The 14491-nt window shown below is 47.5% G+C and carries 12 protein-coding genes; 11 read left to right on the forward strand and 1 reads right to left on the reverse strand.

The genetic code is table 11. The features are described from left to right. The first annotated feature begins 1 nt into the window (after window position 1). The 11 genes from ACGHCT_RS12785 to ACGHCT_RS12835 all read left to right on the forward strand — a co-directional run bounded on the left by ACGHCT_RS12785 (window position 2) and on the right by ACGHCT_RS12835 (window position 12722). A complete protein-coding gene (locus ACGHCT_RS12785) occupies window positions 2–787 on the forward strand; it encodes an ABC transporter ATP-binding protein (protein WP_226903485.1) in 786 nt (261 codons plus the stop codon). After that, window positions 780–1781 carry an ABC transporter ATP-binding protein gene (locus ACGHCT_RS12790; RefSeq protein ID WP_154261772.1) on the forward strand — a complete coding sequence of 334 codons (1002 nt, stop codon included), beginning with the start codon at window positions 780–782 and terminating at the stop codon, window positions 1779–1781. The genes ACGHCT_RS12785 and ACGHCT_RS12790 overlap by 8 nt, the downstream gene beginning before the upstream one ends. Then, window positions 1772–2707: a LysR family transcriptional regulator gene (locus tag ACGHCT_RS12795; protein WP_154261771.1), complete on the forward strand. Its 936-nt coding sequence runs from the start codon at window positions 1772–1774 to the stop codon at window positions 2705–2707. The genes ACGHCT_RS12790 and ACGHCT_RS12795 overlap by 10 nt, the downstream gene beginning before the upstream one ends. A gap of 1 nt (window position 2708) precedes the next feature. Further along, on the forward strand, window positions 2709–4106 hold the full coding sequence (locus ACGHCT_RS12800; protein ID WP_154261770.1) for an MATE family efflux transporter: 1398 nt from the start codon (window positions 2709–2711) through the stop codon (window positions 4104–4106). A 169-nt stretch (window positions 4107–4275) separates the two neighbouring features. Further along, entirely contained in the window at window positions 4276–4545 is a 270-nt protein-coding gene (locus tag ACGHCT_RS12805) for a DUF1905 domain-containing protein (protein WP_154261769.1), read from the forward strand. An 11-nt stretch (window positions 4546–4556) separates the two neighbouring features. After that, complete coding sequence (locus tag ACGHCT_RS12810; RefSeq protein ID WP_390436180.1) at window positions 4557–7205, forward strand: DEAD/DEAH box helicase family protein; 2649 nt, start codon at window positions 4557–4559, stop codon at window positions 7203–7205. Window positions 7206–7282: 77 nt separating this feature from the next. After that, complete coding sequence (locus tag ACGHCT_RS12815) at window positions 7283–7957, forward strand: response regulator transcription factor (RefSeq protein ID WP_154261768.1); 675 nt, start codon at window positions 7283–7285, stop codon at window positions 7955–7957. After that, on the forward strand, window positions 7945–9078 hold the full coding sequence (locus tag ACGHCT_RS12820; RefSeq protein WP_390436182.1) for an ATP-binding protein: 1134 nt from the start codon (window positions 7945–7947) through the stop codon (window positions 9076–9078). Before ACGHCT_RS12815 ends, ACGHCT_RS12820 begins: the two co-directional genes overlap by 13 nt. Before the next feature lie 45 nt (window positions 9079–9123). After that, on the forward strand, window positions 9124–9798 hold the full coding sequence (locus tag ACGHCT_RS12825) for an ABC transporter ATP-binding protein (RefSeq protein ID WP_226903482.1): 675 nt from the start codon (window positions 9124–9126) through the stop codon (window positions 9796–9798). Further along, window positions 9795–12269: an ABC transporter permease gene (locus tag ACGHCT_RS12830; protein ID WP_390436183.1), complete on the forward strand. Its 2475-nt coding sequence runs from the start codon at window positions 9795–9797 to the stop codon at window positions 12267–12269. The genes ACGHCT_RS12825 and ACGHCT_RS12830 overlap by 4 nt, the downstream gene beginning before the upstream one ends. 111 nt (window positions 12270–12380) lie before the next feature. Beyond that, window positions 12381–12722 (forward strand): MmcQ/YjbR family DNA-binding protein, encoded by a 342-nt coding sequence (locus ACGHCT_RS12835; RefSeq protein WP_154261764.1) that lies wholly within the window; start codon window positions 12381–12383, stop codon window positions 12720–12722. Here ACGHCT_RS12835 and ACGHCT_RS12840 read toward each other — a convergent pair. After that, window positions 12719–14458: an NFACT family protein gene (locus ACGHCT_RS12840; RefSeq protein WP_390436185.1), complete on the reverse strand. Its 1740-nt coding sequence runs from the start codon at window positions 14456–14458 to the stop codon at window positions 12719–12721. The genes ACGHCT_RS12835 and ACGHCT_RS12840 overlap by 4 nt on opposite strands. Window positions 14459–14491 lie beyond the last annotated feature (33 nt).

Raw genomic sequence — 14491 nt, forward strand, 5'->3', positions numbered from 1 at the left:
AATGCTAAAGATTAATGATTTGCAAGTGGCTTATGGCAGTGAACATCTGGTTGTGGATAGGTTTCATTTGACTATGGAGCCTTCTGAGATTATTAGTATTGTGGGAGAAAGCGGAAGCGGAAAAACAACGGTGATACGGGCTGTTTTGGGTGCACTGCCGGCCTGCGGCAGAATCCTAGGAGGGAATATAACTTTTCATGGTGAGGATATCAGCACGTATGGAAAGGATACCTGGAGAGAAGTCCGCGGGAAAAAGATTGCCATGATATTTCAGGATTCCGGCGGAACTTTGAACCCTATCAGGAAGATTGGCTCACAGTTTACAGAATATATTGTAGAGCACAGCGAAGCAGACCATAAAGAGGCCTGGAAGCAGGCCAGCGGAATGCTGGAACGCATGCGCCTTCCTAATCCAGAATCGATAATGAAAAGCTATCCGTTTCAGTTGAGCGGAGGTATGCGCCAAAGAGTTGGGATTGCCATGGCTATGACCTTTCAGCCGGAACTGTTACTGGCCGATGAGCCTACCAGTGCCCTGGATGTTACAACTCAGGCGCAGATTGTCAGACAAATGATGGAACTGCGCAGCCACTATGGTACAGGTATTATTATTGTGACTCATAATCTGGGGGTAGCTGCCTATATGGCAGATCGCCTGATCGTTATGAAAGCAGGTGAAGTTGTAGACGCAGGGAGCAGAGAAGAGGTGCTCAGCCATCCTTCTCACCCTTATACCAGGGAACTTCTGTCCGCGGTTCCTGTGATGGGAGGTAAGCGTATTGTATAAAGACAATCCGGTAATATTACAGAGTCTGCAGGTGACAAAACAATATCCGGCTCCCGGAAACAGGACGTTAACTGCCTGCAGCGGTATTTCTATGGAGGTAAAGCAAGGAGAGACTCTTGGAATTGTGGGGGAGAGCGGATGCGGCAAATCTACCTTCGCCCGTATGCTTGTGCAGCTGGAAAAACCGACTTCAGGAAAGCTGTTATACCACGGAGAAGACTTGTCTTCTATGAAAGGAGAAGCTCTAAGGCAGAACCGAAAAAATATACAGATGGTATTTCAGGATCCCCTGGCGTCTTTTCACCCCAAGATGAAAATTATAGATATACTCACAGAACCTATGATGAATTTCCGGATGGTTACCAAAGCCCATAAGGAGGATGCGGCGGCCAGGCTGCTGCAGATGGTGGACTTGCCGGAGGACTTTATGTACCGGTATCCCCACAATATGAGCGGGGGACAGCGGCAGCGGATTGGAATTGCCAGGGCTTTGTCTCTGGAACCGGAGATATTGGTGTGTGATGAGGCAACATCTGCTCTTGATGTATCCGTACAGAAAAATATTATTGAGCTTCTTGTCAGACTGCAGAGGGAGAAGAATCTGACCATTATTTTTATCTGCCATGATCTGGCTTTGGTACAGTCCTTTGCCCACAGGGTAGCAGTTATGTATCTTGGAAATATTGTAGAGCTGATGCCGGGAGAGGCAGTAGCTGCAGACGCGCGGCATCCCTATACCCAGGCTCTGCTGAGAGCAGTATTTTCACCCGATATGGATTTTTGCAGAGCAATTCAGAGTATTGAGAGCGAAGCGCCAAGCCCTTTAGAGATTCCGGAGGGATGCCCCTTCCTTAACCGGTGTGAGAGGTGTATGGAGGTATGTAAAAAGGTGAAACCGGAAGTCAGAGTAGTCGGTCCTTTCCATGAGGCGGCCTGCTGTCTTTTTGAGGAATTTTCAGAATATAGGGCAGAGAGAGGTAAAAAATGCAGCTGAAGCAGTTTCAGTATTTTGTGGTCAGTGCAGATATGGGAAGCTTTAAAAAGGCGGCAGACGCTTTATATACGACTCAGCCCCATGTCAGCAAGATTATAAAGGCTTTGGAGGAAGAGCTGAACCTTCAGCTTCTGAACAGAGAAAATAGAGGTGTCAGCCTTACTCCAGAGGGAAAAAAGGTGTATGAATATGCCTGTGAGATTCTGATGAGTACAGAAAAAATTGCAGGGGTTACAAACATCCGGCAAACGAAAACACTCGAAGTGGCTTCTGTGCCAAGTGCCAAACTTGCCACACTCTTTACCAGGTTTTACACGATGAAAGAGCAGGAGGAGCTATGTTGCCGGTATCTGGAAGGGAATGTAGAAGAAATCATGGGATATCTTCATAAACATGTTATTGAACTGGGGTTTTTATACATATCGGACAGACAGAGAGCTGCATTCCAACATGTCTGCGAGAAAAAACGGCTGGAGTTTGTAGAACTTACAAAAACATCTCCCATGCTTTTTGTCGGTCCCCAAAATCCATTGTACGGCAAAAAAACAGTTGATTTTACTACAATGAAAAGCTTAAAATTCATACAGTCAAAAGAAGATTTTTTTTCCATTGGAAGCCACAGGGGGCATCTGAAAGAGGACTTTATACCTGTAAACAGTGAACAGGAAGTTATAGTTACGGACAGCGATCACCTTATGATACAAATGCTGTTAGACACTAATCTGTGTAACTTGGGTAGCAGCCTTCTGCAGGGGCAATATGAAAAAACATCAATACACGCAATTCCGGTTACAGATTTAAAAGAATTAATCTCTTTTGGATTTATTAAACGAGAGAGGGGCGAATTGAGCCAGATTGCCAGAGAATTCATTGATTATCTGAGAGAGATACTGGCTGCAGAGAAAATAGACATCGAGGATAAGTAAAATGTTGCAGTATATATTTGGATTAGGCAGTCTTGTCAAAGGGATAAAGGTACAGGGCAAACTTCCCCGGGAAAGGGCTTTGTATGGAATGTTTTTCAGGATTGCATGGCCAGCGGCTCTGGAGGGGCTTTTGATTATGATGATATCTTCAGTGGATCTCATTATGGTAGGAACCCTGGGAACAGACGCGGTGGCAGCGGTAGGAATCACAAGTCAGCCAAGGATGATAATTCTCTGCTTCAGCCGTTCTCTTGCGGTTGCCATCACTGCCTTAACCGCCAGGAGAAAGGGCGAGGGGAAGAAAGAGGAACTTAATACTTGCCTGAAGCAGGGAATGCTGCTATCGGTATTTTTGTCCACAGTTATCCTTTTCGTATCCATGATTTTTCTGAAAGAGATACTTGTAGCTGCCGGGGCGCATAAGGAATATCTCAGAGAGGCAGTGGAATACGGGAAATATAATATGCTGGCCCTGTTTTTTACCGGCCTCTCAGTGGGCATTAACGCCGCACAGACCGGAGTGGGAGATACAAAAATTATATTATGGGCCAATGTGTCCGGTAATGTGGTTAACACGGTTCTGAATCTTTTCCTTATCTACGGACTTTTCTTCTTTCCTGAAATGGGTGTCGGAGGAGCGGGGCTGGCAACAGTAATAGGAAGTATGGTATCTTTTGGGATATCCCTCCGGTCTGTGTCCCGCAGGAAAACAGAACTGTATCTGTGGGGAAGCGGCGGTTGGAGGCCGGATCCGATCATTCTAAAATCCTTTTTCAGGGTGGGCAGCAGTGCATTTGCCGAACAGATCTTTGAGCGGATCGGAATGTTTCTGTACTCGTATATGGTGGCAGGGCTGGGTACAGTGGCTTTTGCCACACATTATATCTGTATGAATCTGTGCGACGTATACTATTCCTTTAGCCAGGGAATGAGCAAAGCCAGCTCCGCGCTTACCGGTCAAAAGCTGGGAGAGGGAAGAAAAGACCTGGCATTCATAAGTGCCAAAGCAGGGAGAAGAGGCGGACTCATTCTTGATCTGGCGGCATTCTTGATTTACTTTTTCGGCCGAAGTCTGCTTATGCTGATCTATTCAAGAGAGTTCCAGGTAATAGAACTTGGCAGCAATATTCTTATATTTGTAGCCGTGTGCACATTTCTTCAGACACAGAGCATGATCTACGCAGGTGTACTCCGGGGAGCGGGAGATACCCGCTATGTGGCAAAATATTCCTTCTGGGATATCGCAGTCTTTCGCCCTCTGCTGACATATCTGCTGTGTTTTCCTGCAGGGCTTGGGATATACGGAGCCTGGATCTCCCTGCTGGCAGATCAATTCCTGAGGGCTTATTTTGCTTCAAAGAGATTCCACAGCAAAAAATGGATGGAAGTTGAGCTTTAAAACGGAGGGGGGGACGTGTACTTTCTAGAAAGTACACGTCCCAAAATAAGATCGGGGTGTCCCATTTGAGGGATGCCCTGTCCCTTTTTATAATATCAAAGTTTATTTGACGCCGCTGCCGGGAATAGTATATGATAATGAAAAATAAACCAAAGGAATCTCAAGGAAAATGAATGAAAAGATTTATGAATTTGACGCAGTCATTAAAAAGGTTCCCGACATTGACGGTGCTTATATCGACATCCCTTTTGATGTCCGGGCAGAATTTGGCAAGGGGCGGGTTAAGGTCTGTGCTGCCTTTGACGGTATGGAGTATAACGGCAGTTTGGTCCGCATGAAGACGCCTGGACATATTCTGGGCATGAGGAAGGAGATCCGAACGGCACTGGGCAAGCAGGCGGGCGATATAGTTCATGTGACGCTCAGGGAACGGCAGTAGAGGAGCAGGGGATGATGAATGTATACGAGGATATTTTAGAATTCAAGGGAACTTGGAGGAAGTATCAGAGACGGGTTCTGGAATCTGCAGAACTATATAGGAATGACGGTAAAATTCATATTGTTGCACCTCCGGGTTCCGGCAAGACGACACTTGGTATTGAGTTGATACGCCGCCTGGGAGAGCCTTGTCTGATTTTATCTCCGGCCATTGTCATACGGGAACAATGGCTGGAGCGTGTGAGGGAGGCTTTTTTATGCAAAGGAGGGAATGATACGGAAATTTTATCCAATCAGCTCCAAACGCCAGGCCTGATCACGTCCATTACATACCAAAGTTTATACAGTGCTGTGACGAAAGGAAGAGCGGAGGAAGAAGAACACTCTCTGGATTATGCAGATTTTAATTTGCTTGAGACTGTCAGAAATCGGGGAATAAAAACCATCTGCCTCGATGAATGCCATCATCTCAGAAGTGAATGGTGGAAGGCTCTGGAGGAATTTGTGAGGGAACTGAAGGATGTCTACATGATTGCCCTGACGGCAACCCCGCCCTATGATTCCACACCATTGGAGTGGGAACGCTACAGCCGTCTGTGCGGTCCTGTGGATGAAGAAATCCTTGTGCCTGAACTTGTGAAAGAGGGGAGTCTCTGCCCCCACCAGGATTATGTGTATTTCAATTATCCCACAAGGGAAGAGCAGAAAACAGTCCGAAACTTTCGGAAAATGGTACATGAGACTATAAAACGGCTGATGTCAGACGAACTGTTTGTAAGCGCCGTTTCCGGTCATCGGGGAATAGGTGATTACGCTGCCTGGGCGGATACTCTTTTGGAGAATCCTCCGTACCTCTCCGCTCTTCTTATCTTTTTTCAGGAAAAGGGTATTCCGTATTCCCAGAAGTGGCTGAAACTCTTAGGGGTAACACACCTTCCCCGCATGAATCCCAACTGGATGGAAATCCTGCTCCAGGGCTTTTTGTATGAGGATACAGACAGCTATCCCTGTGAGGAGGGCTATCGCGAAGAGCTGATAAAAGATTTGAAAAGAGCTAAGCTGATCGAGAGAAAAAAAGTAGGTCTGGTTATGAACCAAACCATAGAGAAGCTGCTGATTACCAGCAAGGGAAAGCTGAACAGTATACAGGATATAGTAATCTCGGAATACCAGGCGTTGGGCAGAGAGCTCAGGCTGCTGATTTTGACGGATTATATCCGAAAAGAATATATACCTGCTCTGGGAAATCCCGGGAAAGCAGCAGACAATATAGGCGTACTGCCTATTTTTGAAATGCTCCGCAGAAACCTTCCTCAAGAACTGCGGTTAGGCATTCTATGCGGCAGCATGGTGATTCTTCCCTCGGAAGCAGTTCCCTATTTAAAAGAGCTTGCAGCCAGAGAGACGGGAGGAAAAATCACCGTAACCGGAAAAGAACTCACAGACAAAGAGGGAACTACTCTTGGATATACAGAAGTTGTTATAGGCGGAAGAAAGCATACGGCGACGCTTCTCGTGACTAAAATTCTGGAAGAGGGATATATGCAGGTGCTGGTGGGTACCAAATCTTTACTGGGAGAAGGATGGGATTCCCCCTGTATTAATTCCCTGATACTGGCCAGCTTCGTAGGATCCTATGTCCTGAGCAACCAGATGCGGGGACGGGCTGTCCGGGTGATGCCCGGCCATCCGGAAAAGACAAGCAATATCTGGCATCTGGTATGTCTGGAAGGTCCGGAGGAATCTCAGGATTATATTGCTCTGAAGCGCAGGATGGAAGGTTTTTTGGGGATCAGCTATACGGAAAATACCATTGAAAATGGTATCGAACGGCTGACTGTAATCAAGGAACCGTTTACCCCTGAAAGCGTGGAAAGAATAAACGAAACCATGAGACAGATGGCGAAGAACAGAGAGTGTCTGAAAGAAAAATGGGAGAAAGCGCTGGTAATCTTTGATAAGCCGGAAGTCGCCGATGAATGCAGGATCCCGAAAGAGAAACTTGCCCCTGGTCTTTTGCTTTATAATATCATCGGGGCTCAGCTTCTCTGGCTTTTAATTGAAGCGTGCAACTCAGTCTTTTATTTCTACGCCAGAAAGCAGGGCGGAACGTCTCTTCACGCGTTATTTTTTCTTCTGTGTTCTGCTGTCTGTTTAATGGCCCTGCTCCGGTACGGGGGGAAGCTGGCCAGGATCTTTACTCCCTGCAGACGTCTGCAGTCTATGGGGAATGGGATTCAGAAAGCCCTGATTCAGGGCGGATATATTATTTCCGATACAAAAGTAGCGGTGCAGGAGCAGGATGGTATATTTTTTTATGCCTGGCTGAAGGGAGGAACCGCCAGGGAAAAAGATATCTTTGCCTCCTGTCTGCAAGAGTTTCTGGGAGCTGTGGACAACCAAAGGTATCTGCTGTATGACAGGCGGCAGAGGCGGCGGGGAGAACAGTGGTTTCCGGTTCCCTCTCTGTTTGCCAAAACAAAGGAGGAGGCATCCCTGTTCCACCGAGCGGTAGCCCCAAGCATTGGAAATTACAAGCTAATCTATACCAGGACACCGGAAGGCCGCAGAATCCTCCTGAAAGCCAGGTGCTATTCTTATGCAAACCGCAGTGACCGTATCATTCACAGGGACAAGAAAATCAAGAATGCATTAGAGTAGTTAGTCCCGCAACGGGAAAAATTTGAGAAAATATTGAGAAAGAGCTGGTATAGTTGAAAAAAGGAGGTGCTGTGCAAATGTCTCCCAAAATATTAATCGCGGACGATGAAACGGGTATTGTTGAGATTGTAAGCAGCTATTTTCAGATGAAGGGTTATCAGACAATCACTGCAGCAGACGGAGAGCAGGTGCTCAACAAGGTCTCCTGGGAGCCGGACCTGATACTTTTGGATATCACTATGCCTGGACTGGACGGACTGTCCGTATGCCAACGTATCCGGGAATACGTAGCCTGTCCGATACTTTTTCTTACTGCCAGGGTAGAATCCCAGGATAAAATTAAAGGATTTCAGGCCGGAGGGGACGATTATGTGGTAAAGCCCTTTGACCTGGAGGAACTGGGGGCCAGAGTGGAGGCACACCTGCGCAGAGAGCAGCGCAGGCAGTCGTCAGGCAACGTACGCTTTTTCGGAGATCTTGCCGTTGATTATACAGCCAGAACTGTAACTGTGGGCAGTGAATTTGTGAATTTTTCCCGGCGGGAGTTTGATATTATCCAGCTGCTCTCGTCCCATGAAGGCCAGGTATTTGACAGGGAGCGGATGTATGAATGTATATGGGGATATGACGGAGGCGGGAACAGCGATACCATAATGGAACATATACGGAAAATACGTACGAAACTCTCTGCCTTTGGCTTGGAACACCTGATAGGAACCGTCTGGGGGTGCGGATATAAATGGAATGCATAAAACGTATGGGGCTGAAGCAGGCGTTTTTCTGGCTTACTTTCTGGTGCCTGCTGGGAGGACTCCTTTTAGGAGGGATTGCTTTTGGCTCCTGTATTTATCTTCGTTCCTCTCTGTCTGATACAAGCCTGGAACTTGAAGTAGGGCCTGAAACAGCCATGCGCTTTTCGCCCCCCGCTGCCTCAGGAGCCGGGGATGGACTCTCCAGGCTTCTGTCCTTTCTGCAGTTTGCGCTTCCTGCCTTGTTTCTTACCGGGGGGCTGGTCCTGGCAGATATTCTGTTTTACCGGTATAAATTAAAAAAGCCCATAGCCGATTTAACATACGGAGCAGAAAAAGTAATCGCCAATGACCTGGATTTTATAATGCCTGAAGCCTCCCGGGATGAACTCGGGCAGCTCTGCCGGGCATTTGAAACCATGCAGAAAGAACTGTTAAGGAACAAACGGGATATGTGGAGACAAAACGAGGACAGAAGACATCTGAACGCCGCCTTTTCCCATGAGCTGCGCAATCCTGTAACCGTTTTGAAGGGGTCTCTTACACTGCTTGCGCAGGATCCTCAGAATCCTGAGACCCGCAGGCGTATAGAGGTTTATACCCGCAGAATTGAACAATATGTAGAAGCTATGAGCAGTGTGCAGCAGTTGGAACAGCTGCCTGTGCGGTACAGGGAAACTCGTGTGGATACCCTTATCAGGGAATTGAAGGAGACGGTAAAGATCCTTTCCTTGGAGCAGCAGTGTGATGTGGAAGGGGAGGGATGGAGCCAGGTATACCTGGATACCGATCTTTTTTCCCATATTGCAGAAAATCTGATTGGAAACGCCGCCCGGTTTGCAAAACGCAGGATTCATATTTCCCTGAGTGAATCAAGATCCTATCTGACGCTGACAGTATCCGATGACGGTCCCGGCTATCCGGAAGAGATTCTTAAAAACGGCCCCTGTCCCTTCCAGAGGGGGGCGGAAGAGGCCAGGCATTATGGTATGGGACTCTACATCAGCAAGATTTTGTGTGAAAAGATGGAGGGGAAATTATATCTGAATAACACCGGTATCGGTGCCAGGGCATCAGCGGTATTTATGAAATTACCCAATGCTACCTGTTTGAGAGAAAATTGAGATTTGTATCGTACACTCTTCTTTATCAGAAAGGAGAGTGTTTTTATGGAGATTTGTGTAAACGGCGTCTCAAAAATTTACGGAAAAGGGGATGGCCGGATTACTGCATTGGATCAGGCGGACATGGTCATAGGAGAATCGGATTTTTTAACCATTATGGGACCATCCGGCAGCGGAAAAAGTACCCTTCTGCATATCATCAGCGGTCTGGACACCCCTACAAAGGGTACCGTAACCTATGATGGCAGGAATATACATAGTGGCAGCGATAAAGAGCTGTCTGCTCTCCGCCGCCAAAAAGTGGGGTTCGTTTTTCAGCAGTTCCATCTGCTTCCGGTTCTGACAGTCCGGGAGAATATACGGATGCCTCTGCTTTTGGATCGGCGGAAGCCAGATGAGGAATATTTATCTTATCTTATAGAAATTCTTGGGTTAAAGAACCGGCTGGACCACCTGCCGGGACAGCTTTCAGGGGGGCAGAAACAACGGGCCGCTATTGCCAGAGCCCTGAGTGCAAGGCCGGAAATTATCTTTGCCGACGAACCCACAGGCAATCTGGACTCCCGGAACGGGAAGGAAGTTATGGAACTTTTGCTGACCATCCACAGAGAACTGAAAAAGGCTCTTGTGATTATTACACATGATCCTCAAATAGCAGAACAGGCCGGGCGGCAGTTTGTTATGTCGGACGGAATCCTGAGGGAGGTGGAGCGGTTATGAAATCCTACACATCCCTGGTATGGAGAGAACTGAAGATTCAGAAGGTTACCTCCTTTCTTATCCTGGCTGCTGTCATTATGTCCTCTCTCATGACTGCTGTAATCTGCCAGTCCATAGGTATCCTTTCTGCTATGCGCCTTCATCAGGCCTCTGTGCTGAACGGAGACAGGCATGTAACCTTTCACCAGATTACCCGGGAGGAAAAAGCAAGGCTGTTTGCTGACAGCCGGCTGGAATTTGCCGCAAGCTGGCAAAGCCTTGGAACTGCCAGACTGGGGAACAGCGGTCTAAGTCTGCAGCTAAGAGAATATCTGGAGGAGGATTTGTCCATTTATCCCCAAATAAAGAGAGTGAAAAAGGGACGTCTGCCGGAGAGACCTCTGGAGATTGCCCTGCCGGAGGATGCACTGCAGCTGTTGGGAGCTTCCGGAGAGATCGGAGATACCGTCTCTCTGAAGCTTTCCTTAAGCCTTCTCCATGATGACCAGCTGCCCTGGGAATATACGCAGGATTTCCTTCTCACAGGTATTCTTGAAAATAATTATCTTGGTTACGCCAGCGGTACTGTTTCCGGAATAGCCGGAGAAAAAACCGCAGAAAGAATACTTCCGGAAAAATACCAGCTGTACGCTGCGGACCTCCGCCTGCGCAGTCTGGATGACTTTCAGGGACAGATAGAATCTCTGGGGGAGTCCATCCATATGCCGGAAGAAGAGATACAGTATAACTGGATCTACCTGAACGCCCTTGGCGTACCTTACGGGGAAGAGACAGAAGAAGCCCAAGGATTCCCATTTTTAATGCTTTCTGCCCTGATGGTTGGTATTCTGGTTCTGATTGCCAGCGGTCTTGTGATTTATAATATCCTGAAAATCACAGTGACACGGCGGATGAGCCAGTATGGAGTTCTGCGGGCGATAGGAACAGAGCGCCGGCAGCTTTACTTTCTTGTCACCCTGGAGCTCCTGATACTCTGTGCCATTGGGATTCCGCTGGGAACTGCCGGCGGGGTAGCTGCTTCTGGAGAGATTCTGGAAGGTGTGCTGAGTATTTTATCCCCGGAGGCATTTCAAACCGGCTCCCCGGAGGAATTGCTTTCTCTGGTACGCCAGTCGGGAGACAATAGTCTGTGGGCAGTGTCAGGCAGTATTCTGATTACCCTGGCGTCCTCATTATTGGCCTCCCTTCCCGCTGCGTCATATGCGGCAAGGGTATCTCCGGTCACAGCCATAGGGAATACATCTGCAAAGGTTGGGAGACGGAGACGAAGAAAGAATCGGGTAAAGCACTTTGAGGCTTTTTACGGACGCCTGAACCTGAGACGCAACCCTGCCAGAACCTTTATTACTGTCCTGTCCCTGGCAATGAGTATCGCAGTTTTTGTTGCACTTCAGAGCTTCACAGGATTGCTTGACACATCAAGAGAGGTGAGAGATATGCATCTGGGAGATTATTCTGTCACCAATAAATCCACAGGTTTTACTCCCGACGAGGCGGCAAAGCTGGAAGCTGATCCGGCTGTTGAGTTTCTTCAGGCTACAAAATTCAGCTGCTTTCAGCAGGATGCCGATGGAGATATTCCTCTGGAATTGAATTTTTCTCTTCAGCCTGGGGAAACCTTCCAGATCACAGGCATAGATACCGGGCGCATCTGGAAGCTTGCCGGGGAACTGCCGGAAGAGAAGAAAACCAAAATACAGGAAGGGACTGCCTGTGTAGTTAAAAACCCGATCCCTGTATCATTCCAGGGCAGAGAACTTGCCCGCACACAGATTCAAAAAGGGGATACCATAGAAATTCAGGGCCATAATCTTGAAGTTGCCGCAGTGACTGACGGTTGTGTTACTGTCAATAACGACGGGTTTCAAAATGGTGTACAGGTGATTGTGACAGATAAGACCTACGACCGATTAACAGGAAGCAGTCAATATACGGAGCTATATCCTGTTTTGACTCCCCGGGCAGAAGAAACTGCATTTGAAGAAAGACTAAAGGGGTTCTGCGGACAGATCCCGGGAAGTACCTGGCTGTCCTACCGGAACACAGACCGGCAGCTGGAAGAGAGCTTTCAGCAGATCCGGCTGCTCAGCTGGGGATTTATAATTTTTATCGGGCTTATCGGCATCCTAAATATAATCAACACTGTTTATACGAATATTCACACCCGGGTCACAGAAATCGGCATACAGAGAGCGGTGGGAATGAGCGCAGGATCCCTGTACAGGACGTTTCTGTGGGAGGGGGTGTATTACAGCCTCTTGGCTGCCGGTACAGGTTCAGCGGCCGGTCTTTTATGCACCTTTGTGATTTACCGAGCTGCAGGAGGCTCCTTTTCCCTCCGGGAGCTCCCGTTGTCTGCCGTTGCTGAGGCATCTGTACTCGCAGCTTTTGTCTGTCTTGCCGCCACAGTCATTCCTTTAAGGCAGGCGGCGAAGATGAGTATTGTGGAAGCTATCGGTACAGGGGAATAAAGGTTTGTCACCTGACCTTCCTGCGTGATATAATTAAGAACAAGGGGACACATGTCTGCTTATGATAATTACCGGGAACTTGCCAAAACGCCTGCAGAGGAGCATATAGATATGAGAAGCAGAAGAGAAGTAATTAACTTTTGTCTTAAACTTAAGAATTCTTATGAGGATTATCCCTTTGAGGATCCCAACTGGACCGTAATGCGCCATAAAGAAAACCAGAAGGTATTTGCCTGGATCTTTCAGCGGGAAGGACATATTTGGGTGAACGTTAAATGTGATCCCCAGTGGAGAGAGTTCTGGAGGGAGGCCTTTCCCTCCGTAATCCCAGGGTATCATCTGAATAAAATGCACTGGAATTCTATCATATTGGACGGAACAGTTCCGGATAAAGATATTAAAAGAATGGTGCAGGAGAGCTATGATCTCACTGCACCGAAAAAGAGAGCCTAGACTACCTCACGGATCCCGGAGATATCCGGTTCAATCATGAGAGAGTAGTTGGTATAATAGATGACAAAGCCTGGTTTTCCCCCGCCGGGCTTTTTCACATTTTTTTTCTCAGTATAGTCAATTTCAACCTTGGGAGCCTGTCTTCCTTTGGAGTAATAGGCAGCCAGCCGGCCGGCTTCCTCAAAGGTGCGGTCAGGCAGCTCGTCCCCGTTTGTCTTAACAATTACGTGGGAACCAGGCTGTCCCTTTGCATGAAACCACCAGTCATTGCCCACGGCAAATTTAAAGGTCAGCTCTTCATTCTGATAATTATTTTTCCCTACATACATATGATAGCCGTCAGAGGAAATATAATGGAGAGGCTTTGCAGTCACTCTTACTTTTTTCCCTGCAGGTCCTTTTCTTTTCATATATCCGTACTGTACAAGCTCTTCCTTAATCTGCACCAGATCCTCTTCTTTTCTGGCAATATCCAGGGCAGTGCTGATAGATTCCAGGTGCTCGATCTCACTTTGTGTATCCTTCAGCTGTTCTTCCAGTGCCTCAGCCGTCCGTTTCAGCTTATTATATCTGTCAAAATATTTTTTAGCATTCTCCTGGGGTGTCATGGTTGGATCCAGGGGGATGGTGATTTCTTCATTGGTGTAGTAATTCAATGCCTGAAAAGATCGGCAGCCCTCTTCCAGATTATATCCGTAAGTATTGAGTAATTCCCCGTATACCTTATATTTGTCTTTTTTTACAGTATCCTTCATCTGTCTGGTCTGCAGATCGAATTTCTTCCGGTTCCTCTCCAGGGCAGTCTGAACCACTTTTCGCAATTCCGCGGATTTCTGACGAATCCTGGTGATTATATTTTTTGCCGCATAATAATGCTCCAGCACCTGGGAGATAGAAGCGTACGCCTCTGTCCGGTATCCCTCATACTTCATAAGAGGAACCGAGGCATATTCCAGAGGAGCCTCGTCATCATAAATAATAGAAGGACAAAAGTTCCCCTGCCGGATATCATCCATGAGGCGTTCAAATGTATGGAACAAATGGATCCTCTCAGCCTCTGAAAGAGAACTGACAGAAGCGCCGCCGTCCACAGAGGCCCTGCAGCAGATTTCTTCGCTCATTACAGGGCTGATTCCGGTGAGAGAGGTATAGAGGGCTTTGGAGACCGGAAGCGGTTTGCTGTATATAAAATTGGCAAATTCATCTTCTGAAATATTCAGAGGATTTTTTTTCTCCTGGGTCTCCGGAATAAAATAATTTCTGCCGGGAAGTACTTCCCGGACTGAACTCATGTGAGAGGATACGTGTTTGATGCTGTCAAGGATCCTGTCCGTCTCATCCAGGAAAATAATGTTGCTGTGCTTTCCCATGATTTCTACTGCCAGAGTTTTGCGGCAGAGATCCCCCAGCTCGTTGAGATGCTCAATCTCTATCCGGATGACCCGCTCCAGACCCGGCTGGGTCACTGCAGTGATTTTTCCGCTTCCAATGTGCTTGCGCAGAAGCATGCAGAAATTCGGTGCTGTAAGGGGACTGGGCTTATTGCTCTGTGTCAGATAAATCAGGGGAAGAGAGGCGCTGGCTGAGATGAGAAGCCGATGCTGCACTCTCTGATTCTTAATCGTAAGAAGAAGCTCATCCGCTTCCGGCTGGGCGATTTTGTTGATCTTTCCCCCTGTGATGGTCTGATTTAACTCATGTACTATATTTGCAATGGTAATTCCGTCGAATGCCATAAAATATCTCCTTTCCGTTCTGGAGTTATTATA

The sequence above is a fragment of the Lactonifactor longoviformis genome (assembly GCF_042848515.1).
GTDB classification, from domain to species: Bacteria; Bacillota; Clostridia; order Lachnospirales; family Lachnospiraceae; genus Lactonifactor; species Lactonifactor longoviformis.

Coding starts and splice junctions, on each gene's coding strand:
- ACGHCT_RS12810 (WP_390436180.1), top strand. CDS start 4,557: ATGATGAATGTATACGAGGATATTTTAGAATTCAAGGGAACTTGGAGG.
- ACGHCT_RS12800 (WP_154261770.1), top strand. CDS start 2,709: ATGTTGCAGTATATATTTGGATTAGGCAGTCTTGTCAAAGGGATAAAG.
- ACGHCT_RS12835 (WP_154261764.1), top strand. CDS start 12,381: ATGAGAAGCAGAAGAGAAGTAATTAACTTTTGTCTTAAACTTAAGAAT.
- ACGHCT_RS12840 (WP_390436185.1), bottom strand. CDS start 14,458: ATGGCATTCGACGGAATTACCATTGCAAATATAGTACATGAGTTAAAT.
- ACGHCT_RS12785 (WP_226903485.1), top strand. CDS start 2: ATGCTAAAGATTAATGATTTGCAAGTGGCTTATGGCAGTGAACATCTG.
- ACGHCT_RS12820 (WP_390436182.1), top strand. CDS start 7,945: ATGGAATGCATAAAACGTATGGGGCTGAAGCAGGCGTTTTTCTGGCTT.
- ACGHCT_RS12805 (WP_154261769.1), top strand. CDS start 4,276: ATGAATGAAAAGATTTATGAATTTGACGCAGTCATTAAAAAGGTTCCC.
- ACGHCT_RS12795 (WP_154261771.1), top strand. CDS start 1,772: ATGCAGCTGAAGCAGTTTCAGTATTTTGTGGTCAGTGCAGATATGGGA.
- ACGHCT_RS12815 (WP_154261768.1), top strand. CDS start 7,283: ATGTCTCCCAAAATATTAATCGCGGACGATGAAACGGGTATTGTTGAG.
- ACGHCT_RS12825 (WP_226903482.1), top strand. CDS start 9,124: ATGGAGATTTGTGTAAACGGCGTCTCAAAAATTTACGGAAAAGGGGAT.
- ACGHCT_RS12830 (WP_390436183.1), top strand. CDS start 9,795: ATGAAATCCTACACATCCCTGGTATGGAGAGAACTGAAGATTCAGAAG.